General features: G+C 68.4%; 20 protein-coding genes and 6 pseudogenes. 17 read left to right on the top strand and 9 right to left on the bottom strand.

The features are described 5' to 3' along the window. Window positions 1-614: 614 nt before the first annotated feature. The gene (locus ACWD3E_RS42195; protein WP_451392774.1) at window positions 615-1,088 is read left to right on the top strand and encodes an NUDIX hydrolase; all 474 of its coding nucleotides are present in this window, start codon (window positions 615-617) and stop codon (window positions 1,086-1,088) included. Window positions 1,089-1,295: 207 nt separating this feature from the next. Here the strand turns inward: ACWD3E_RS42195 and ACWD3E_RS42190 are convergent. The 3 pseudogenes from ACWD3E_RS42190 to ACWD3E_RS42180 all read right to left on the bottom strand — a co-directional run. Next, window positions 1,296-1,439 (bottom strand): annotated as a pseudogene (locus tag ACWD3E_RS42190) (ATP-binding protein); the annotation flags it as partial. Between the two features lie 21 nt (window positions 1,440-1,460). Then, a pseudogene (locus ACWD3E_RS42185) lies at window positions 1,461-1,883 on the bottom strand (IS21 family transposase); the annotation flags it as partial. Window positions 1,884-1,921: 38 nt separating this feature from the next. Then, window positions 1,922-2,493, bottom strand: a pseudogene (locus ACWD3E_RS42180) (integrase core domain-containing protein); the annotation flags it as partial. A gap of 118 nt (window positions 2,494-2,611) precedes the next feature. Here ACWD3E_RS42180 and ACWD3E_RS42175 point away from each other — a divergent pair. Further along, window positions 2,612-2,758, top strand: coding sequence for a hypothetical protein (locus ACWD3E_RS42175; protein WP_451392773.1), 147 nt, complete (start codon window positions 2,612-2,614; stop codon window positions 2,756-2,758). A 170-nt stretch (window positions 2,759-2,928) separates the two neighbouring features. Here ACWD3E_RS42175 and ACWD3E_RS42170 read toward each other — a convergent pair whose 3' ends face one another. Further along, window positions 2,929-3,705 carry a polysaccharide deacetylase family protein gene (locus ACWD3E_RS42170; protein WP_451392772.1) on the bottom strand — a complete coding sequence of 259 codons (777 nt, stop codon included), beginning with the start codon at window positions 3,703-3,705 and terminating at the stop codon, window positions 2,929-2,931. A 174-nt stretch (window positions 3,706-3,879) separates the two neighbouring features. On the opposite strand from ACWD3E_RS42170, the pseudogene ACWD3E_RS42165 reads away from it, so the two are divergent. The 3 genes and pseudogenes from ACWD3E_RS42165 to ACWD3E_RS42155 form a co-directional block, all read left to right on the top strand. Beyond that, window positions 3,880-4,179: pseudogene (locus tag ACWD3E_RS42165) on the top strand (IS110 family transposase); the annotation flags it as partial. A gap of 457 nt (window positions 4,180-4,636) precedes the next feature. Then, window positions 4,637-5,248: a hypothetical protein gene (locus ACWD3E_RS42160; protein WP_451392771.1), complete on the top strand. Its 612-nt coding sequence runs from the start codon at window positions 4,637-4,639 to the stop codon at window positions 5,246-5,248. A 334-nt stretch (window positions 5,249-5,582) separates the two neighbouring features. Further along, a complete protein-coding gene (locus ACWD3E_RS42155; protein WP_451392770.1) occupies window positions 5,583-5,687 on the top strand; it encodes an Hsp20 family protein in 105 nt (34 codons plus the stop codon). 160 nt (window positions 5,688-5,847) lie between these two features. Here the strand turns inward: ACWD3E_RS42155 and ACWD3E_RS42150 are convergent, their stop codons facing one another. The 3 genes and pseudogenes from ACWD3E_RS42150 to ACWD3E_RS42140 form a co-directional block, all read right to left on the bottom strand. Then, entirely contained in the window at window positions 5,848-7,485 is a 1,638-nt protein-coding gene (locus ACWD3E_RS42150) for a S8 family serine peptidase (protein ID WP_451392769.1), read from the bottom strand. A 258-nt stretch (window positions 7,486-7,743) separates the two neighbouring features. Next, window positions 7,744-8,196: a hypothetical protein gene (locus tag ACWD3E_RS42145; RefSeq protein ID WP_451392768.1), complete on the bottom strand. Its 453-nt coding sequence runs from the start codon at window positions 8,194-8,196 to the stop codon at window positions 7,744-7,746. Between the two features lie 212 nt (window positions 8,197-8,408). Continuing rightward, window positions 8,409-8,567, bottom strand: a pseudogene (locus tag ACWD3E_RS42140) (IS701 family transposase); the annotation flags it as partial. Window positions 8,568-8,740: 173 nt separating this feature from the next. Between ACWD3E_RS42140 and ACWD3E_RS42135 the strand changes: the two are divergent. The 6 genes and pseudogenes from ACWD3E_RS42135 to ACWD3E_RS42110 all read left to right on the top strand — a co-directional run. Continuing rightward, the gene (locus ACWD3E_RS42135) at window positions 8,741-9,220 is read left to right on the top strand and encodes a hypothetical protein (RefSeq protein WP_451392775.1); all 480 of its coding nucleotides are present in this window, start codon (window positions 8,741-8,743) and stop codon (window positions 9,218-9,220) included. A gap of 13 nt (window positions 9,221-9,233) precedes the next feature. Then, window positions 9,234-9,635 carry a DUF6087 family protein gene (locus tag ACWD3E_RS42130; RefSeq protein ID WP_451392767.1) on the top strand — a complete coding sequence of 134 codons (402 nt, stop codon included), beginning with the start codon at window positions 9,234-9,236 and terminating at the stop codon, window positions 9,633-9,635. Between the two features lie 368 nt (window positions 9,636-10,003). Next, complete coding sequence (locus ACWD3E_RS42125; protein WP_451392766.1) at window positions 10,004-11,296, top strand: PP2C family protein-serine/threonine phosphatase; 1,293 nt, start codon at window positions 10,004-10,006, stop codon at window positions 11,294-11,296. Between the two features lie 323 nt (window positions 11,297-11,619). Further along, on the top strand, window positions 11,620-12,093 hold the full coding sequence (locus ACWD3E_RS42120; protein WP_451392765.1) for an Hsp20/alpha crystallin family protein: 474 nt from the start codon (window positions 11,620-11,622) through the stop codon (window positions 12,091-12,093). Window positions 12,094-12,201: 108 nt separating this feature from the next. Next, entirely contained in the window at window positions 12,202-12,528 is a 327-nt protein-coding gene (locus tag ACWD3E_RS42115; protein ID WP_451392764.1) for a DUF5133 domain-containing protein, read from the top strand. After that, window positions 12,500-12,607, top strand: a pseudogene (locus ACWD3E_RS42110) (IS5/IS1182 family transposase); the annotation flags it as partial. The gene ACWD3E_RS42115 and the pseudogene ACWD3E_RS42110, both read left to right, overlap by 29 nt. Before the next feature lie 69 nt (window positions 12,608-12,676). On the opposite strand, the gene ACWD3E_RS42105 reads toward ACWD3E_RS42110, so the two are convergent. Next, entirely contained in the window at window positions 12,677-13,111 is a 435-nt protein-coding gene (locus tag ACWD3E_RS42105) for a VOC family protein (protein WP_451392763.1), read from the bottom strand. A 631-nt stretch (window positions 13,112-13,742) separates the two neighbouring features. Here ACWD3E_RS42105 and phoU point away from each other — a divergent pair. The 4 genes from phoU to ACWD3E_RS42085 all read left to right on the top strand — a co-directional run bounded on the left by phoU (window position 13,743) and on the right by ACWD3E_RS42085 (window position 16,028). Further along, window positions 13,743-14,417 (top strand): phosphate signaling complex protein PhoU, encoded by a 675-nt coding sequence (gene phoU, locus ACWD3E_RS42100; protein WP_451392762.1) that lies wholly within the window; start codon window positions 13,743-13,745, stop codon window positions 14,415-14,417. A 224-nt stretch (window positions 14,418-14,641) separates the two neighbouring features. Continuing rightward, window positions 14,642-14,818, top strand: coding sequence for a hypothetical protein (locus ACWD3E_RS42095; protein ID WP_451392761.1), 177 nt, complete (start codon window positions 14,642-14,644; stop codon window positions 14,816-14,818). Window positions 14,819-14,867: 49 nt separating this feature from the next. Then, complete coding sequence (locus tag ACWD3E_RS42090) at window positions 14,868-15,260, top strand: hypothetical protein (protein ID WP_451392760.1); 393 nt, start codon at window positions 14,868-14,870, stop codon at window positions 15,258-15,260. A gap of 135 nt (window positions 15,261-15,395) precedes the next feature. Beyond that, window positions 15,396-16,028: a GNAT family N-acetyltransferase gene (locus tag ACWD3E_RS42085; RefSeq protein ID WP_451392759.1), complete on the top strand. Its 633-nt coding sequence runs from the start codon at window positions 15,396-15,398 to the stop codon at window positions 16,026-16,028. Between the two features lie 9 nt (window positions 16,029-16,037). Here the strand turns inward: ACWD3E_RS42085 and ACWD3E_RS42080 are convergent, their stop codons facing one another. Beyond that, window positions 16,038-16,388 carry a hypothetical protein gene (locus ACWD3E_RS42080; protein ID WP_451392758.1) on the bottom strand — a complete coding sequence of 117 codons (351 nt, stop codon included), beginning with the start codon at window positions 16,386-16,388 and terminating at the stop codon, window positions 16,038-16,040. A gap of 497 nt (window positions 16,389-16,885) precedes the next feature. On the opposite strand from ACWD3E_RS42080, the gene ACWD3E_RS42075 reads away from it, so the two are divergent. Continuing rightward, the gene (locus ACWD3E_RS42075) at window positions 16,886-17,791 is read left to right on the top strand and encodes a tetratricopeptide repeat protein (protein WP_451392757.1); all 906 of its coding nucleotides are present in this window, start codon (window positions 16,886-16,888) and stop codon (window positions 17,789-17,791) included. Between the two features lie 1,026 nt (window positions 17,792-18,817). Continuing rightward, window positions 18,818-19,939 (top strand): hypothetical protein, encoded by a 1,122-nt coding sequence (locus tag ACWD3E_RS42070; protein ID WP_451392756.1) that lies wholly within the window; start codon window positions 18,818-18,820, stop codon window positions 19,937-19,939. The last annotated feature ends 172 nt before the right edge of the window (window positions 19,940-20,111 follow it).

Genomic DNA, 20,111 nt, shown 5'->3' with positions numbered 1-20,111 from the left:
GCCAACTTCGCCCGGACTCGGTTCACTTCATGTGCGTCCACACTCCCACCATGCTCCTGAACAGGCCCGGCAGGAAGACCTAACGGAGTCCTACTTTCCGCTGGCTGGGTGACAGCCGCCTCTTGTGCGAGCGCCCGACGGTTGTCGGCCGGTACTTCTCGAGGCCATCGGGCCGCGTGCCGTGGGAGTTGAAGCATGCCTACGGGTCTGCGGAAGGGCGCGAACCATGTCCTTGCTGCTGGGGGAGATCGACTTCAGCGTCTTCCTCATGGCTGTGTCGGTTTCTGAGGGAGTCGTTTCTATGTGACTTCGGGAGTCGTTCTGCGCTGAGCGTCATGATCATTGTCAGTGACTTTTGATGTCGCTCGGGTGCTGTGGGGCCGCCCGCTTGGTCATGATGAGAGCCGGAACGTCCCCGCCGGCCGAACTCGCCGCCACAGCTTGATGAGCTAATTGCGCTTCTGACCCCCCGTAGGCAAGCTGAGCCTTACCCCCTTCAAATGATTGCCCTACCGGGATGCCACGGTCGGGAACCGAACACGTACCTTGAAGCCACCGACCCATGGCATGCGGGCAGGTCCGCGATGCCCCCGACAGGCAGGATGGCAAGGCATATGGCGATTCCCGAACACATCCGTGAACTGCGGGCAGCCGTCGGCTCCCAGCACCTGCTGTGGATTCCCGGTGTAAACGCGGTCGTCATCGACGACGCCGACCGAGTGCTACTGCAGCGACGGAAAGAAGACGGGCTCTGGTCGGTGCTGAGCGGCATCCTGGACCCGGGCGAGGAACCGGCTGCCGGAATTGTCCGAGAGGTATGGGAGGAGACCGGAGTCCAGGTGATGCCGGAGGCAATCACCAGCGTCACGGTGTCACCGCCAGTGACTCATGCCAACGGCGATCGCGCCCAGTACCTCGAGGTGTGCTTCCGTTGCCGCCCAGTTGGAGGCAAGGCGCGAGTGAACGACGACGAGTCGCTTGAGGTCGACTGGTTCCCCCTGGATGCCCTGCCGCCGCTGGGGGAACGCTGCCGGCTCCGAATCAAGCGTGCACAGGAGCAAGACGGGGCATGGTTCGCTTCACATTGACGGTCGCGCTTCCAAAGCGACTTCCATGCGCAGTAGCTTCACTGCCTGCAGAGCGGCAAGCTGTTCGCCGAACGCCGCGGCTTGACGAGTTGGACACCTGAGGTGTCTTCGGCGTCGGCTGCGGCGATGGCCTTCGGCACCCTTTGACCAGCATTCCGGCTCTTGGCTGGGCTGGTTATCAGCCGGCCCCTCCCGTGTGACGCCCGGTCAGCCGGCCTGGGCCTCCTCGGCCTGGGCTTTGGTGTGCGCGAGGCGGTAGGACTCGGTGCCGGCCTGGATGATGGCGCCGTTGAAGGTCAGCCGATCGACGATGGCCGCGCAGAGCCGAGGGTCGGCGAACGTCTTCGTCCACTCGGCCGTGCGGCCGTGCCGTTTAAGGAGCTGGTCGTAGTGGGCCACCGACGGCAGCGGCCGGGTGTCGGGCGGGAGGTGGGACAGCTTCCAGTCGGACAGGAAGGTGACCGTGCCGCCGGTCTCCTCCTGCGGCTGGACAGGTCGGGTCGGGGCGGACTTCGCGGGTTCCGTGAAGGTCTCCCCTTCGGCGGCCTTGCGGGCCTCCAGCGCGACCGCGTCCGCGGTCAGGGCGCCCGCCCGGTGGGCCGCAGCGAGTCCGGCAATCACGTGTTCGTGTTCCATGTACCTGGCCAGCAGCAGCACCTCGATCAGGGCTCTGGTGCCGGCCGCCTCACCGTGGGCGGCGCGGGCCGCGGTCCACCAGGCTTCGTGGACGGGGGTGAACTTCCCTGCGGCTTTGGCTTGTTCGAGGGCGGTCGCTCCGGGGAAGGCACCCGGCTTGCGCAGGAGGGGGCTTGACCCGGAATCTTGGACACGGGCTATGCGGCTTGGGCCAGAGTAGTTGATGTTGTATCGAGTGCTGTCTCGTAGGTGATGGGACTGCGTTGTCCGAGGCTGGAGTGGCGGCGTCGGGTGTTGTAGCGGTGCAGCCGGCGGAACAGGTCGATACGGGCTTCGCGCTCGTGGCCCAGGCCCTGCGGCCCTGGAGGGTCTCCCGTTTGCAGCTGGCGTTGAAGGACTCGGCGAGCGCATTGTCCGCCGAACTGCCGACGGCGCTCATGCTCTGGATCACGCCCGCCCGGCGGCAGGCGTCGGCGTAGGCCCGGCTCGTGTACTGGGTCCCGTTGACCAACTCGCCCATCTCACGCAGTCCGGCGGTGATCCTGGGGACGCCGTAGGCGCCGTCCGCGTCCTGGTGAACCGTGCGTATCCGGGCGGCGAGCTTCGCGTCGGCTGCCTGGCGGGCCGCCCTCGCGGCTGCGGTCCTGCGCCAGTAGTAGAAGCTCGAGCGGGCGATGCCCAGGATGGTGCACAGCCGCTTCACGCCGAAGCGGCGCTGGTGGTCGGAGACGAACTGGAAGCGGTTCACCAGCGCGTCTCCCCGGCGAAATGACCCCCTCACCTGGGACGGCCCACAGCTACCTGGCATGGACACCGATGGATGATGCGGCTACCGCGCCGCCCGCGGCCGACGGCTGACCGCCGGGCAGAAGGAGGCGCACAAGCTCGTGGCCCGTGAACGCGCTGCGAACGAGCACGGCTTCGCCGACCTGAAGAACTGGCGCGTGCTCACCAAGCTCCGCCTCAATGCCCGTCACTCCATCGCACTGCTGCGGGCCCTGCTCGTCCCCACCCGCACCGAAGTCTCCCGGTGACGGACAATCACCTGCTACCGATCCCGCCGCCGACCAGCACAAGCACCTCCACGACCGGCCACACCTGGAATGGGATGCCGAACGAGTCACCGGAGTTCGGCGGAGCCGGTGGCCGCCGCTCTCGTGGTGGCGAGGGGCCCAAGGAGGCGGACGCTTCGCGCGTCAGTCAGTCACTTGTAGATCTTGCCGGGCTCGGCCTTGGCCGGAGCGAGCAGCTGGGAGACGGTCACGAAGGTGTAGCCCTGCTTGCTGAGCGCCTTCAGGATGGAAGGCATGGCCGGCACGGTGCCTTTGTGCAGCGGGTGGAGCAGGATGATCCCGTCGCGGCCGGCGCCAGTGAGTACGCGCTTGGTGATCAGCGCGCTGTCGTCCGTCTCGTAGTCCTTCGCGGTCACCGTCCACAGCACCTGCGCCATCCCCAGTTCCTTCGATACCTTGGAGACGCGGTCGTCGGTGCGGCCCTGGGGCGGGCGCATCAGCGTCGGCTCGCTGCCGGTGATGCTGGAGATGGCCCGTGCCGTGCGGCGCAGCTCGTCGCGGATCTGCGCGTCAGAGACATCGGTCAGCACCGCGTGCGTCCAGGTGTGGTCCCCGATCTCGTGGCCGTCCTTGGCGATCCGCCGCACCACGTCCGGGAACTTGGGGATGCGCCGGCCCTCAAGGAAGAACGTCGACGGCGCCTTGTACTCCTTCAGGAGGTCCATCAGTCGGTCGGTGGGTTCGCCCGGGTTGCCGTCGAAGGTGAGCGCGATGCACTTGACCTTCCGGCAGTCCACCTGCCCCGACGGTACGCCTGCTGCAGACGCGGCCCGGTCACGTTCCTCGCGCGGGGAGAGAGTCTCCATCTTGTTCGCCTGGATGACCATGACGACGGTCACCGTCACAGCCGCCACCACGGCCAGGGTCAGGAGTATGAGTAGGCGAGGCCGCCTCTTCAGGATCTTCACCTCAAGGAGAAGATTTCAGCGCCGGAAGGGTTGCCCAGCGGCCTCGATAGTGAGGCAGAACACGTCTGTGCAGCGCGTTTCAAGTGAGCTGCGGCGCAACCTCAGCTGCAATCCGCTCCAGCGTCTCTCCGACGTGCTCGGCCGCCGACGGTGGCGCTGGTGTGCCTCGCGCCTGGGAACGGCCCGCTGCTCCGGCCGCCGCCCTCCGGCAAGAAGTCGTCCATCACCCGCCGGTGGGTGAAGAACGACCGACTCAACCACGCCGGCTACCTGTGGTCCTTCTCAGCCATCACCGCCTCACCCGGTGCCAAGGCCCACTACCGCAGGCGGCGCAACGAGCACGGAGACTGGCATGCGGCCGCACAGCGCAACCTGTTGAACCGCATGATCGGCCAGCTCTACCACTGCCTCCAGAACCACACACTGTTCGATGAGAGCACGGCCTTCCCCACCGAACTCCCGGTCGCCGCTTGACCTACTAATCGCCTGAGGTGTCTATGCGGTCAGAGCACTAGATGGGCACGCCGCCGTTCGTACGGACAGCCGGTCAGGTCAGCGCCCGCGTGGACCAGGTCGAAGACTACGTAGTGCGCCGGCCACTGAGGCAGGTCAGAGCATTGCCGACGCGAGTCAAGCAGCTGCCAGCTTGCTGGACCCCTCCGAGCCCGAGGGCCGGTGCGCCGCGTTGCTCGGCGACCGTCACCTGCCTGACCTGTGGTGTAGCTGCTGCTCAGACTTCGGTGAGACAGCTCAAGGTTCGGTGCGACAGGACAACCTGTGACTGAGCGCCCAAGTAGACACCGTTCGCCAGATAGGTGCTCAGAGCCTCAGAGAGGCCATGAGAGCTCTCCGGGCACTCTGGCCCTTCTGAGTACGAGACTGAGTACGGCGACGGTGCCGTCGGCCTGGGCGGCGGTGTTCGGATGGCTTCATGACGCTGACTACTTCCCCCGCTCCAGCGGCGTCCGCTTTCCGCCGCCGGTTCAGGGTCCTGGGGCTGTCCGTTGCCGGGGCCGTTGTGGTGTTCCTGCCCGTGGGGTTCGTCAAGGGCTGCACCGCCGTGATGGGTGGACCAGTCCGTTCCGAGGCGCCGTTTCTCGAGCACGTACGCGACACACAGGCCGCCGGCGAGGACACAGTTCGCTTCCTGGGCTCGGATCCGGACTCCGTGATCCTGGGAAAGTCCAGGGTCAGCGCATCCTGCGTGGACGATCTCGGTGTCGACCGGGCTGACACCCACCGGGACCAGCCGTCCGTCTCCTGGGCCCCGGATTTCAAGGACGGCGACGCCGGGTATCGCGCGGCGGTCGCCGACCTTCGCAGGCGGTCGTCCGAGCGGGGATGGAAGGTGACGACGGAGCCGGAGACTGACCCGGTCACCGGCAAAGCGACCGGCCTGCAAGAGATCCACACCACCGACGACCACGGCGTCGCGCTGTCGCTGAGCCCCGGCCGACGTACTGGCGAGGGACTGGTCATCGCCGACGGCGGCTGCGTCCGCCACGACGGCTACTGGGATACAGACGACTGGGGCCTCTACTGATGGGCCCGACCGCTCCGGCGCCGTGTGCGTCGCCCGTCTTCTCGCCGGACTGAGCAACGTACTTGGCGAGCAGTGCCAACGGGGGGCGCTCGGTGTGCGACACGATGTCGCTCCAGGTAAGTATGGACAGCCACGTGAAGGAGGTATCGATCGGCTGAACTTCGGGCCAGTGTCGAGGGCCCGTCCCCACGCTCCCATGAGTCGCTGGGAACGGCGGGGTGTGAAGCGGAGCGTTCAAGCCCAAGGGCGCCCCGGCCATCGGGGAGCAACAGGTGAGGGTCAGGCTGGACGGGCGAATGCAAGTGAACCCTTGATGATGCCTCATGACTTCTAAATGGCCGAAGAGATCACAGCGACGCTGGCCGACGGGGCGCTGACCGTCACCGTCCCCAAGGCCCAGGCGGCCAAGCCGCACCACATCGAGATCACCCAAGCCTGAAGGCAGTGTTGCGGTGCGGGCGGCTCGCCCAACCCCACCGCCGCATCCGGGCGATGGCGTGACTGGTTTCTACGCACCTATGCGTCCTGTCTGCAAGCCGAACGGCACCCGGCGGCGTCTGGAGGCAGGTGCCGTGCGGCTTGCGGCCCGCGGGAGGGACCTATCCGGTCATGGAGGGGGCGACGGGGGAGAGGGCCGGGGCGAGCTGCATGCCGGGGGTCAGGCCGAGGGCGATGAGGGCGTCGGGCAGGCCGCGTCCGGTGCGGGCCGCGTCCAGTGTTCCCGGGGCGGCCAGTGGGCGGCAGCTGGCGGCGACGATGTCGAAGAGGTGCTGCACCCGGCCGGGTCCGCGGGGCAGCAGCTGGCCGTGGAAGTCCTCGTGGTGGGCGAGCACGAGCGCGGCCAGGCCGGCGACGTGGGCGGAGGCCGTGCTGGTGCCGTCGAGGGTGGCGTAGCCACCCTGCGGGGCACAGGACAGGACCGCCACGCCGGGAGCGGCCGCGTCCACACCCGGGCCGTGGCAGCCGAACGGGGCGGCGAAGAGCCCTTCGGGTGTCAGCTGGGGGCCGTAGTGGGTGGCGGGGGAGGTGTCGGGCGGGTAGGTGCCAAAGGCTCCCAGCGCGCCGACGCTGAACACGGTGGGGAGCGAGGCGGGGAAGGCGATCGGTCCGCCGGTGTCGCCCGCCGGGGCGATGCAGGCGATGCCTGCGGCGGCTGCGTCGGCGAGTTTGCGGGAGACCAGCGTCGAGGGGTAGAGGGTCGCCACCTGAATGTGGGCGATGTCAATCTCGCGTTCGATGCAGTGGTCGAGGGCGGCGATCAGATCGCTGAAGTGCCCGTCAGGCAGCACCTGGCAGACGTCGAGTTCGGCGTCGACGGCGATGCCGATGATGCCTTTGCCGGTGTCCGCTCCGGCGATGATGCCGGCCGCGTGGGTACCGGTGCCGGCCGGGTCGTGGGCCCAGCCCTCCTTGGTGCCGCCCACCACGTCGATGCCGGAGTGCACCCGTTGTTTCAGGTCGGGGTGGTCGGTGCTGACGCCCGTGCCGATGACGGCGATCTTGATGCCGAAGGCGCGGAACGTGGGCGGCAGCTGGTCAAGCCGCATGGCCTGCTGGCCCCAGCCGTAACTCTGGCGTTCCTCCAGTTCCGGGTAGACCTTGGACAGCGGGGTGAGGGTGACGAGGTTGTCCTGGGTCGCCGACAGCTCGGGGCGGGGGATCCAGCGGTCGGTGTATCCGCCCGCGGGCCGGACGTACAGGGACTGGACGGAGTGGGCGGTGTCCGTGGCCAGGGTGAGGGTGACCGTCCCGTCGGCGGCGGTGATGCCCTGGCTGGGCCAGGTCGCCCCGATGAGGAACACCCCGGCGCCGGCCAGGGGTTCGCCGTCCGGGCCGCAGACGCGAACCGAGATGTCCACGGGCTTGTCCAGCGGCGTGACCAGCCCCGGGTCGCGCAGCGACAGCATCCCCGCGGTCGGCGTGGTGGCGGGTACGGCTGCGGACAGCGGCAGGTCCGGCTCGATGTGCACGTGCAGCGTCCGAATCGCCGGCAGCTGGGCCTCGGCGGCTTCGACAACCGCGATCTCCGGACAGGAAGGCAGGACCCCGGTCGACTGCAGCTTCTCCGACGGGGTGAGTCTGCGGGCCACCGTGACCTCGGGCATCCTCTCCAGCTGGTCGCACACCGCGTCCATACCGAGTTCGGGCACTCCCGGCGGGAGCAGCTGCTGCGGCAGCGGGGTCACCATGTAGCGCGACCGGCGCGGTTGCACCGCGATCGGTGACGCTGCGCTCATCTGTCGCGGGGCTGTTTCCTTCTCGGGGCCCGGCCCGCCGGCTCCTCCCGGTCCGCCGGCCCCTGCGCCTTCTGCTTCGCTCTGGCGGTTGTTCCGGGGCTTGTTTCCGGGCCTGTCCTTGACCATCACGTTCACCTTCACCACGCCTACGTCGTTTTTTGAGCTTCTGATCCGGGGGACGGGCGGCTCGTGCTTCCACGGCCGTGCGGTGTGCCCGGGAATCGCTCCCGGGCACACCGCACAGCGCGCCGCCTGATGTCAGCCGATACCGAAGGGCTGACCCATCTGGCCGAAGCCGAAGCCGGGCTGCTGGTACTGCTGCGGGTACGACTGGCCGAACGGCTGCTGGCCGAAGCCGCCGCCCCAGGGCTGCTGGCTCGGCTGGCTCTGCTGCACCAGCGTCAGGATCGCGGTCGGCAGCGCCTGCTGCACCGACTGCTCCACCGCGCTGCGCACACCCTGGAGCAGCGTCGTGTGCAGCGCGACAGCCAGGTAGGGGTGGGCCTGGTGGGCCAGGCCCTGCTGCTGCAGCTGCTGCTGGACCTGCTGGATCTGCTGCAGCGTCTGCTGCATGCGCTGCGCGATCTGCTGGCTCGCCTGCTGGCAGGCCTGCTGGATCGTCTGCTGGACGACCTGCGCGAGCTGCTGCTGCGGCCCGGCGACCTGCTGGCCGAACTGCTGCAGGGGCGGGGTAGCGGTCATCACCGACATGAATGCTCCATTCGATGCCATGGGAAAGCCGACATAACAGATGATGTTGGCTTTTTCGGAATACTTCCGATGCGCTGAAGCTAAGGTGCCGTCGCCCCGCCCGCAATCGGCCGAGCCGCTCATAAGGGAGGAATCCCCCCGATCGGATCCGGCGAGGGCGAGCCGGCCGGGAGCGCAACGGACAGGTGGCGTGGATCATCCATGGGGTGCACCCACTCGGCCAGTTGCCAGCCGTTCTTCCGGCCCACCGGAGCCAGCAGCCCGCGGACATAGTCCCGCATCCGCCACCGCAGTTCCGCCCGCCCGAACCGGCCCACCACCAGTGCGAAGACGGACTCCAACTCCGCAGCCCAGCCCTCAACTTCATCAATCCCCTCCACGACCGGACAGCGAGAACAACGAGGTCAGGACACGATTTCTGACTGGGGTACTAAGCCAGGTGAACTTGACGATCGGCACCTTGGCCTGGGCCTCGATCAGGGCGGCGTTGGCGGCGGCGACGGTGTCGGCGCGCAGGTAGTACTGGTCGACGTGGACCAGGCGGATGCACGCGGCCCTCGGCGACGAGCGCCAGGCCGAGAAGCACCTCGGCGCCGTCGACGAGCTGGTGGCCGACTGCCTGGGCGACGACGTCCCGGAGTGGGTGGCGCACTTCGACGCCGCCGAGCACGCCGGAGCCCGCGCGGTCTCCGCCCGCGACCTGCACGGCATCGGCCAAACCCGCGCCGCGAGCGTGCACTTCGCAGACGCCCTCGCGCTCAGGAAGCCGGGGTTCGAACGGGTCCGCGTCATGGACCGGATCGGCCTGGCCGCCGCCCTGTTCAACGAGGGCAAGCCTGAGCAGGCCGCCTTAGAGGCCCACCAGGCCCTCGACGAGGCTGCCCGGGTCGACTCCGCCGTCGTCACCTCTCGGCTCAACACCCTGCTGGATGCCGCCCGCCCGTACCGGACCACCGTGGCGGACGGGGTGCGGGCCCGTGCGGCGGATCTCGCCGCAGCGCGGCCGACCACCGTCGCCGCCTGAGACCATCGGAGCCATGGGCAAGCACTCCCGACCCGGACCGCCGAACCAGCTGTCCCGCGCCGTCCCGCGCGTCGACGCCGACGACCGGCTCGCCGCGTACAACAAGCGGCGCCGCCCGCCGCTGGACGTCCATCGCCGGCACCGACCGCTCCACGGCGGCGGCGGAGACCTCCGCCCTGACGAGCCCCGGGCCCTTGAGGAGTGGAACCGGTTTTCGTACGAACCCGCCGGCACCGCCGCGAACCTTGCGGAGGCAGAGCGGTGGGTGAACCAGCAGGACCCCCGGGATCAGGCAGAAGATCAGCAGGCCGCTGCGGGCATGCCGGCGCGATGCCCGCAGCCGAGCCTCAATCCGGCGTCGCTTCGCCCTCGGGGTGCAGGGAAGCCCGGCCCCGTCCGGGCCACCGCCGGGTGACACCCTTCCCGATCAGTCCCACACTGGAATCGCTCACATGGGTGGACTGCTCGGTGTTCAGCTCTGCTCTCCGAGCCTGGCTGCCTTTCCGGCCCCCTGCCCGGCTCAAGCCGACTTCACCCGCGGCTGCCGGGCTGGGGCCGGGTGTGCCATCTCCGCCCGGGACATCTGCCCGGACACCGAACCAGCCCGCCTCTCCTGCGGGCCGCGCCCTGCTGGACGAGTACACCGCGGAACCATCTGGGTGAGCCGGGCGCCTCGCTGCTTGATGCCGACGGCGGGTGACCGCTTGACCTCGGCCGTGATCCGGCGCGCTGGAAGGCGGGTGGTGCTGTCGTCGCCGACTGCTGGGGAGGAAGGTGTGGGACGTGAGCGATGATCGGGATGACAAGGCGCTGCTGAACCGTCTGACGTTGCTGGCGGATGCCCAGGCGGCGCTGGCCAGCACGCTGGACCTGCTGGAGGGGCTGCGGCGGGCGTGCCGGGTGCTGGCCGGGCGGCTGGGGGACTGGTGCACGGTTGACCTGCTGGACGAAGACGGCCGGCTGGAGCGGGCCGTCGTGGTCCACCGCACCCCCGAGGCGCTGGCACCGGGCGGCTACGAGGGGCCGCTGCCGCCGGTGCCGCAAGGTGACGGCGGGCCGCTGCCGCGGGTACTGCGGGGGGCGGGGCCGCTGCTGCTCGCCGAGATCCTTCCGCCCAGCCGGGCGGAGAACCCGCTGCACGCCCGGCAGCTGGAGTTGTTCGAGCAGTTGGGTGCGCGCAGTGCTGTCATCGCCCCGCTGCGGTCCCGCCGCGAGGTTCTGGGCGCCCTGACCGTGGCCCGCACCGATGCCGACCGTCCCTTCACCGAAGACGATCTCCCGTTGATCGAGGACCTGGTGCGCGGCCTGGCGCTGCAGGTGGACAATGCGCGGCTGTACCAGCAGACCCGGCACATCGCCGAGCGCTTCCAACGCGCCCTGCTGCCCGAGATGCCGCAGGTCCGCGACCTCCAGATCACCGCCCGCTACACCCCCGCGCAGGCCATCGCCCAGGTCGGCGGTGACTGGTACGACGCCTTCGTCCTGCCCCGCGGCGACACGGTCCTGGCCATCGGCGACGTCACCGGCCACGACCTGCAGGCGGCAGTCGCCATGAGCGCCCTGCGCAACATGCTGCGCGGTATCGCCGTGGACCGCCAAGAGCCCCCCGGCGAGGTCCTGCGCCGCCTGGACATCGCCAGTCACACGCTGATCCAGGAGGCGACCGCGACGTGTATCTACGGCCTGGTCAAACACCGCGAGGAGCAGGGCCCGTGGGTCCTGCACCATTCCTGTGCCGGGCACCTGCCACCGTTGCTGACCACCACCGGCGGCGACACCCGCTATCTGGAGACGGGCGCGGGACTGCTGATCGGCATGGATCCCGACCACCGGCGCCCGACCGCCGTCGACGAACTGCCCGCCCACTCCACCGTGCTGCTGTACACCGACGGACTGATCGAGCGCCGCGGCGAATCCCTCGACCACGGGCTGACCCGGCTGCGTCAGCACACCGCCGCCCTCGCCCGCGAACCCCTGGACGTCTTCTGCGACGAACTGCTGGGCGGGCTCGGCGCCGACAGCACCGACGACATCGCCCTGCTCGCCCTGCGACCCACCCCACCGGCCGGCACCTGATCCGGCCGACGCCCGCGGCCAGGTTCCGCAACCGACGTCAGGACTCTGCCCGTCGGGCGTACATCTCCTTGCCCGCCGCGGCTCGTTGATCTCGGCGTGGCAGCACAACGACCTGACGCAGGTGCGCACTACACGCAGTGGCGGGAGCAGCTGCGGCGGGTCCTGGCATGCAGCGAGCCGGCGTTCATCGATCGCCTGGGCGTCGCCTGCGACGAGGGCGGCAGAAGCGGGCGATCACCAGCGGTTGATGACTCGCCCGGTCCCGCAGCGACGCGCACCATGGAAAGTGACTGAATGATCCGCTCTCGCGGAGATGAACCGCGATGACGCTGCCTGTACGACACCGGCCCGGCAGCCTGCTGGAGAGGCCGTTCTCCCGCTTCGGATGGGGTGAACCCATCGCCGCCGAGTTCGAGGAAATGTTCGAGCGCATGAACCGGCTGCTGGAAGGCGCCACTGCTCCGGCCGCGCTGGGCTGGTCGCCCGCGGCCGACATGCGGGAAACCGACGACTCCTACGTGATCGAGGCGGAACTGCCCGGTATCAAGCGCGACGACATCGACATCGAGATGAGCGAGCGGGAACTGCGCATCACCGGGGAGTACAAGGAACGGGAGCGCGAGGGCGTCCTGCGCCGCAGCACCCGCCGCACCGGCCGTTTCGAGTACCAGACCCTCCTGCCCGCCGATGTCAGGGCGGAAGAGGTCAGCGCGACCCTGCACGAGGGCGTGCTGACCGTCACCGTGCCCAAGGCACAGGCCACCAAGCCGCGGCACATCGAGATCACCGAGTCCTGATCCCGCCGGGGCGTGCCGCGAAGCCGTCGCATGGCAGGCCCGTTGTGAACACGGCTCTGCCGTGCGACGGCCAAGCCGTCGCTGCAGAGGGAAAGGCAGGACACGACGATGCTGACGCCGCACGTCAGGACCGTCGCCGCGGCACTGCACTCCTACCGTTCCGCATGGGCCGGTCTGCTGCACGATCCGGCGAACCCGCTCACCTCTCGCCGGCTCGACGACGCCGCCTACACACTCCGCGTCCATATCGGACAACGCAACGCCGCCGACGCCGCGACACAGGCACAGCGCCTCCTTGCCGGGGCCTCAGCCCGCGTGGCGACGGACCGGGCCACGCAGGAAATCACTGCCTCCCGCGGAGCCGATGCAGAGCCCGGGTTTCGCCGCGGGACTGCCGGCCCACCACGCGCGGATGAAGGCATGGAAGATCAGTGACTGCCGCCTGAAAGGCGACGGCGTTCACACCGCCATGCTCGGAATCGCCCGGCTGCACAACCTCGCCCTCACGGGGTAACTCCCGCCCCATACGAGGACCGGAGAGGCCCAGGGGAGCGGCTCCCTGCCTCCCCGGCTCGGAGAATGCTCAGTCGATACAGAATTCGTTGCCCTCGATGTCCAGCATTGGGATGCATGACTCGTTTTCCTCATCGGCATACAGCGTCTGTACGTGGGTCGCACCGAGCGCAACCAGTCGTGCGCACTCAGCTTCGAGCGTGGCGAGGCGCTTGTCCCCTACGAGCCCGGTGCCGACCCGGACGTCGAGATGCACCCGGTTCTTGACGATCTTGCCTTCGGGGACGCGCTGGAAGAACAGGCGCGGGCCTACACCTGAGGGATCACTGCAGGCGAACCATGAACCCTGCTGCTCAGGGGGCAGGGTGCGGTTGAATTCCTCCCAGGTGGTGAATCCCTCCGGTGGCGGCGGTGTGACGTACCCCAACACCTCGCACCAGAAGCGAGCGAGGCGTTCAGGTTCTGCGCAGTCAAAGGTCACTTGGAACTTCTTGATCGCTGACATCGGCGCACCGTACCGCGTACAAGGGGGACCCTGCCCCTCATTTCCTCAGGCGGATCCGCCCGCCACACGCCGCACCCAGGGTCGCCTTGGACACCAAGTGATCAAACCGGACAGTCCACGAGAACGACGCGACCGTGGCGGCGGAGCGCCCCCGTGGTCCCCAGGATCCAGTCCTGACCAACCACCTTCATGCCAAGATCAGTTGCGGGACAACCCTTAGCGAAGCCGACGATCAACCAGACCATAGAACCCTACTGGCTGTCAGGAGCTCGACAGAAGAGTGATCACTGATTGTCAGCAAACACCCGACGCCTCCATTGTCAGCCGCACGCGGATTCCAGCGTTTCGCCCGGAAACCCCGCCAACAAAACCGCGGACCCTATACATCGGCCTTTCCCGCGACCAGCTGCCCGGCACGGACCTGACCGTCATCGCCGATCTCGGCGCCGTTGACGAATCCGGCGTCCGCCCCGACAGTCCCCGGCCTGCGCTGGCCCGCCGCTCATCGCGGGCGGCCTGACCGGTCGCCGCAGCCGACACCCTGCCCACCAACCGTGACCCCTTCCGTGTGTCGCGTGTGGGAATCTGGCAGCAGGCGACAGCCGGCTGACGACGGGATGGTGAGGACGCGATGCGGGAGGCGTATCACGCGGAGCTGGAGGCCATCGGTGACGGGCTGGTGGAGATGGCGCACCTGGTCGGTTCCGCCATGGGCCGTGCCACCAGTGCTCTGATGGACGCTGATCTTCAGCTCGCACAGAGCGTGATCTCGGCCGATGACAAGGTCGATGATCTCCAGCGGGACCTGGAGAACCGGGCGATCGTGGTGCTGGCACGCCAGCAGCCCGTCGCCACCGATCTGCGGGTCGTGGTCACCTCGCTGCGCATAAGCGCGGACCTGGAACGCTGCGGCGACCTGGCGAGCCACGTGGCCAAGCTGGCCCGGCTGCGCCACCCCTCGCCCGCGATCCCGCGCGATCTGCGCCGCACCATCTTGGAGATGGGCCAGCTCGCGCAGCGCCTGATGGCGCAGGCTGCCGAAGTCCTCATCACCCACGACGTCCCTGCCGCGCTGCAGCTGGAGAAGGACGACGACCGGATGGACGAGCTGCACCACATGATCTTCCAGCACCTGATGGACGAGAAGTGGCAGCACGGGGTGGAGACCGCCGTGGACGTCACCCTCGCCGGCCGGTACTACGAGCGGTTCGCCGACCACGCCGTCTCCGTCGCCCGCCGCGTGGTCTACCTGGTCACGGGCGAACAGGCTGACGAACTGGCCACCGAGCCGCCCGCCACCGCCTGATCACAGGCCGTCGGTTCTCCGGCTCCCAGTTCCCGCACCGGGCGGTCCTGACCAGGCAATGAGCGGGCCCCGGATGCCGGGCGTGGATCCCGGGGCCCGCCCGCACGAGTGCCGCGGGGAGTGTATGTGTCCCCCGGTACAACGCGACCGCCCTGCGGAGGTCACGCGCATGACCCTGCTGTCAGAGCGACCGGCATCCGCTTCGGCCTGGCACGATGCTCCCCATGGAGCCGCTGCCGACGTCCTACCCCGCCGACCTGATCCCCGACGCCACGGGCCCGGACGCCTTCAACGCCGCGTACAGGGCGGCCAAGCGGCAGCGTGCCGTGTTCGTCGCCGTCGCGTGCCAGGCTGAGCGCTGGACGGTGAAGGCCGACGGGCCTGTTTGGCGAGGTTGGTGAGGAGGCCTTACGGCGGCTGGACTTCCATGCCCTCCCGGAAAATCTGCCGGTGATCGTGGACGAGCAGATGCGGCCGGTCGAGCCAGCATGCAGCTGGTTTCGTCACCTCGCCTACCTTCGTCGCGATCCGGAGGGCGTCCTGCGGCACTACGCCTACATCGTGCTGCGGCTGATGGAGTTCCTGGCGGAGCGGGGCCGCGACCTGGGCACGGTGGCGGAGTCCGATCTGGTGGCCTACCGGCGGTCGCGCACGGAGTTACAGGACGAGCCGGTGGGAGGGACGGTCTGGGACCGCGAGGTGTCGGTGATCAACATGCTGCTGGACTGGATGGTCGGGCAGGGCCTGCGACGAGCCTCACCGCTGCGGGCGGCCGGCTCCTCGAACCCGCTGTCCACCGGGATGAGCCGGGACATGGACATCCGGCACCTGACGCTGGGGTAGTACCTGTTGTTGAGTGCCGTTCAAGATGAGCATGGGCTTGTCATTCAAGCTGAGGATGTCGGGGGTTGAGGAAAGGCCCGCCGGGGGCGTCCCACGGGCCTTGTCGATCTCCATCGTTTCACTGGGATGCTCGGAGTGCCCATCATCCTGTCGAAGCTTTGGCATCATGCTCGGGTGATCGTTCCGATACCTTTCGTGGTGCCCGCAGGCCGGATGAGCGGCAGTGAACAACCGGTACTCCAGCTCTTCGGAGGCGCCCAACTCCGGCCGTGGTGCCAGGACGACGCGCCCGCGCTGATCGCGGCCCACCTTGATCCGGCAATCCAGCGGTGGATGCGGGCCGCTCCTCTGACACTGGACGAGGCCCAGGAGCGGATTACACGCTGGAAGGACCGCTGGCGGACCGAGGAGCGGGCGGTCTGGGCGATCTGCAGCTCCGCCGATGCCGATCCCGTCGGGATGATCGGCCTCGCGACCTCGGATCTAAAGGGGGGCAGTGCCGAGGTCTTCTACTGGCTGCTGCCTGCAGGCCGTGGCGCCGGGGTCATGCGCGACGCGACGCTCCGCGTGAGCCGGTGGGCCATTGACGAACTGGGATTGCACCGACTGTGGCTTACTCACTCCGTTGCCAACTCGGCGTCGTGCCGGGTCGCGCTGCGAGCGGGATTCGTCTTGGAAGGCACGATGCGAAGCGCCCTGCTGCATTCGGACGGCTGGCATGACGAGCATCTGCATGCGCGTGTCCAGGGTGACGCCTGGCCGGGGTGAGGAGGCCGGTCATTCGGCGGTGGCTTCGGCGACGGCGGCTCTGGCGCCGGCCTCGTCGACGATGGACTTGTTGTCGGGGTAGGGGGACTGCAGGGCCTGGACGGCGAGGTTGTCGACCGCCCGGGGATATCCGCGGGAGGTGTCGTGGATGAGGGTGATCGCGTCGTCGGGGAAGAGGGTGTCGCTTCGTCCGGCGAGTGCGAGGTGGTGGGCGACGTAGGAGGGGGTTTCCTCGCTGGTCATGGGCGGCATGTTGTAGCGGATGGCGATGCGCTGGTCGAGCGCGGCGAGCATGCCGAGCTTGATCTTGCGGCGGAGGGTGGGCCGGCCGATGAAGACGGCGATCCAGATGCCGCCCACCGCGCCACTTGCTTCCTTTGCTCGATTGGTTCTCACCCGAGCCAGCGGCCGATCGGCACGATGACTACAGAGGGCCACACCACGACGTGGTGATGCAGCTTTACGCTCGATCAGCGTTCTCCCCGCGCGCCGACGGACCGGGCGGCAGGGCGTGCGGCCACAGAAGATGTGCGGGCAAGGAAGTCCTGCAACTCGCGGTGGCGGAACTGGTAAGCGACTCCCGCGGTGCGCATCAGTCCTACCTGGCAGCACCAGTCCAGAAAATGCTGCAAGCGCCATGGCAGCCGCTGATCCGACCGCCGACGTCGTGTGCAAAGAAGAAGCGCGAGGTACCGCACACGAGCGGCGCCATGCCCAAACAGGGCCATGGCCGCGAGAGACAAACCAAGACCGCACGCTAGATCGCCCAGGAGCCCGGCCTCGGCCGAGACTCCCATGCCGAGTCCTCCGAAGAACATCGTGATGGCGACTACGACCTCGGCGCGGCTTTGGCGAGCGTGGAACGCTGGGGCGAGGCCCTCGCCGTTGGCGAGGAAGCGGTGGGGATCTACCGTCGGGTGGCGGCGGACAACCCGGTCGCTCACGAGCCCGAGCTCGCTGGCTCGCTGTCCAACCTCGGCCTTCGGCTGGCGCAGACGGAGCGCCGGGGCGAGGCCCTCGCCGTTGGCGAGGAAGCGGGGGAGATCTACCGTCGGGTGGCGGCTGACAACCCGGCCGTCTACGAGCCCGACCTCGCGCGCTCGCTGTCCACCCTCGGCACGGATCTGGCGCAGGCGGGGCGCTGGGGCGAGGCCCTCACCTCCGAGCAGCAGGCGGTGGAGATCCGGCGTCGGGTGGCGGCTGACGACCCGGCCGCTTATGAGCCTGACCTCGCAAGCTCGCTGTCCAACCTTGGCGCGCATCTGGCGAGCGTGGGGCGCCGGGGCGAGGCCGTCACTGTTGGCGAGGAAGCGGTGGGGATCTATCGTCGGCTGGCGGCTGACGACCCGGCCGCCTACGAGCCTGGCCTCGCACGTTCGCTGTCCAAGGGTGAAGCCCTCAGCTCCGAGCAGCAGGCGGTGGAGATCCGGCGTCGGGTGGCGGCTGATAACCCGGCCGCCTACGAGCCCGACCTCGCACGCTCGCTGTGCAACCTCGGCCTTCGGCTGGCGCAGGCGGGGCGCTGGGGCGAGGCCCTCACCTCCGAGCAGCAGGCGGTGGAGATCTGCCGTCGGCTGGTGGCTGACTCCGAAGCGCTGCGCATCACTGGGGAGGCCGTGGAGCTTTACCGCCGTCACGTTGCCATGAGTCCCTCAGTGCTTCCGGAACTTCACAGCGTGCTGTACCTGCAGGCATATTTGCTCGATGGGCTCGGGCGGGAGCAGGAGGCGGAGACGGTGCGCCGCTGGCTCATTGAGAGGTGATCGCTCCGCGCCGGCCGACCCGGGTTGTGATTCCGGGGTTCGTAGTTGGTGTGGTGGGGGTGATTTGAGCTGGGGTGTTGGGGGTTTTCTGATAATGGAGCGAGCGTTTCCGGGGCGTTGGAGGCGGTGGTGACGGGGCGTCTGGCCTGGGGTTGTTCGGGGTTCGTTGATAACGGGGGTGTGGTGTTGGTGTTGGTCTCCGGCTTCTAAAGGACTGGCGCGGGTTTGTGCTGGTCAGCGGCTTGCTGTGTGGTCGGGCCTGCCGGTCCAGTACAGGGCGGCGTCGATGTCGCATGCGGTCCAGCCGTTGGCGTGTGGTCCGCCGTGTCTGAGGAGGTCGTCGAGGAGTTGCATGTAGCGGCCGTAGCGTCCCGGGGCGGGGCGGGGCGGGGCGGGGTGAGGGTGAGGCCGAGGGTGTCGAGGGCGTGTTGGACGCGGCGGTCGCAGACGGCCATCGCTCGTGTGCCGCTGCGGCAGGACGGCTGAGGCGAGGGCGTTGCCGGTGCGGAAGCCGGGCAACTCCGACATGATGCCGCGCCCTGTTCAGGCGGCTTCACCACGCGGGACGGTGATATCGCGGACGGTGGTGACGGCGCGTTCGGTGACCGCTCGCACGTGGGTGTCGGGCAGGGACATGATCGCCGACACCCATGCGATCTGTGCGGAGAGCCGTTTCTAGACGACTATGCCGTTTCGTTTGGATCATGGGATCGTTGATTTGGGTGTGCCGTTGCCTGACGTGCAGTGGGCACGGATCGATCCGTCCCCGGGTTGGACACCGAACGGGTGGCCGGTGACGCGGCATGCGGTGCAGGCGGGAGCGTTACCGGAGCGGGTCGCGGTGACACACGCGATCGTGACCTTGGTGGTGAGAGCAGGCCCTGTACTGGGAGAACGAGGAGATCTGGCCGTACCGCCTGCACCGGTCGGCGGGAGCCAGCGTGTCACATGGCGCCGACGCCACCCCGGGGGGCATCCTGTGGGCACTTGCGATCGCGGGAAACAGCCGACGAGAAGGGTCCAGCGATGCCGGTGTCGTCGCAGGGCGTTACGGTCGTGGCGCTCCTCGCGGACCCGGACGTGCCGACGGAGATCGCTCAGCGCATGGCCCAGACACTTCCTGATCGGCTCGCCGACAAGTCAGGCCAGGGGCGACGGTTCGACGTCGAGGTGGTCAGTGAGCCCTTCACCTCAGGGACCGAGGACCCGCCCACCTTGATGCGCCGGATCATGGACCGTGGGAGTACGGAGAACTGGGACATCGTCGTGGCCCTCACCGATCTTCCGCTGCACTCACACGGGCGCAAGCTCGCTGTGAATCTGAATCACGAACACGGCTTGGCGCTGCTCTCTCTTCCTTCACTGGGGGGCCTGCGGCTGCAGACGAGGGCCCGGCGGGCCGTTGAAGAAGCTGTGCTTGGCTTGGCGGGTCCGCAAACCACTGCGGCTGAAGGACCTCCGCGAAGTCAGCCGCTTCTGGGGCCCTTCGTCAATCGTCTCGCGCCTATTCATCCGGGCCAATCCGGTGAGAAGGAGACCGACGATGTTCGGTACGTCGTCAGCGGGCCGCGCGGTTACCTGCGGGTGCTCGCCGGTATGGTCCGCGCCAACCGGCCGTGGCGGTTGGTGCCGGCCTTGTCGAAAGCCCTGGCGGCCGCACTCGCCACGGGAGCAGTCGCCACCGTGAACTCCACCGTCTGGAGCCTGGCCGCGTCCCTGAGCACGCCACGCCTCGTGATCGCCACGGTCGGGTCTGTCTCGATCATGATCGGCTGGCTGATCGTGGACGCGAACCTGTGGCATCGATCACCAGAGAGCTCGCCGGAGGCGAGGCAGAGGGCGGCTCTCTACAACGCCTCGACCGTCGTGACCGTGGGGATCGGGGTGCTCGTCTGTTACGTGGGTTTGATGGTCATCAACTTGGTGTCGGCGCTGTTCATCCTCAACGACCGAGTGTTCGCTTCCATGACACGAACCCCGCTTCACGCCACGGAGTTCTGGACGTTGTCCTGGTTCGTCGCTTCGGTCGCCACCGTGGGCGGCGCCCTTGGATCGGGCTTGGAGAGCGACGAGGCGATCCGGGCAGCCGCCTACTCCAAGCGCGAACAGGAGCGTCGCAGAGTGCTGCACGACGACCACGGTGACTAGGCAGTTTATGTTTGGATCATCGGGCTGACCAGAGGAAGATGCCCGCGATGTGGAGTCCGGCCAGGTAAATGGTCGCGGTCTTCTCGTAGCGGGTGGCGATCCCGCGCCACTGCTTCAAGCGGTTGGTTGGGTAGGCCGCGCGACGAGGTGCTTGCCATGTGCAGGCCCTTTT

The organism is Streptomyces sp. NPDC002676 (assembly GCF_053592455.1).
This window is presented reverse-complemented; position numbering and strand designations above follow the sequence as displayed.

Excerpts from the sequence above, each read along its gene's own strand:
- ACWD3E_RS42135 (WP_451392775.1), top strand. The coding sequence starts at position 8,741 with ATGCACGCGGCCCTCGGCGACGAGCGCCAGGCCGAGAAGCACCTCGGC.
- ACWD3E_RS42195 (WP_451392774.1), top strand. The coding sequence starts at position 615 with ATGGCGATTCCCGAACACATCCGTGAACTGCGGGCAGCCGTCGGCTCC.
- ACWD3E_RS42150 (WP_451392769.1), bottom strand. The coding sequence starts at position 7,485 with ATGAGCGCAGCGTCACCGATCGCGGTGCAACCGCGCCGGTCGCGCTAC.
- ACWD3E_RS42095 (WP_451392761.1), top strand. The coding sequence starts at position 14,642 with ATGGAGCCGCTGCCGACGTCCTACCCCGCCGACCTGATCCCCGACGCC.
- ACWD3E_RS42130 (WP_451392767.1), top strand. The coding sequence starts at position 9,234 with ATGGGCAAGCACTCCCGACCCGGACCGCCGAACCAGCTGTCCCGCGCC.
- ACWD3E_RS42155 (WP_451392770.1), top strand. The coding sequence starts at position 5,583 with ATGGCCGAAGAGATCACAGCGACGCTGGCCGACGGGGCGCTGACCGTC.
- ACWD3E_RS42105 (WP_451392763.1), bottom strand. The coding sequence starts at position 13,111 with ATGTCAGCGATCAAGAAGTTCCAAGTGACCTTTGACTGCGCAGAACCT.
- phoU (WP_451392762.1), top strand. The coding sequence starts at position 13,743 with ATGCGGGAGGCGTATCACGCGGAGCTGGAGGCCATCGGTGACGGGCTG.
- ACWD3E_RS42115 (WP_451392764.1), top strand. The coding sequence starts at position 12,202 with ATGCTGACGCCGCACGTCAGGACCGTCGCCGCGGCACTGCACTCCTAC.
- ACWD3E_RS42160 (WP_451392771.1), top strand. The coding sequence starts at position 4,637 with ATGACGCTGACTACTTCCCCCGCTCCAGCGGCGTCCGCTTTCCGCCGC.
- ACWD3E_RS42070 (WP_451392756.1), top strand. The coding sequence starts at position 18,818 with ATGCCGGTGTCGTCGCAGGGCGTTACGGTCGTGGCGCTCCTCGCGGAC.
- ACWD3E_RS42120 (WP_451392765.1), top strand. The coding sequence starts at position 11,620 with ATGACGCTGCCTGTACGACACCGGCCCGGCAGCCTGCTGGAGAGGCCG.
- ACWD3E_RS42145 (WP_451392768.1), bottom strand. The coding sequence starts at position 8,196 with ATGTCGGTGATGACCGCTACCCCGCCCCTGCAGCAGTTCGGCCAGCAG.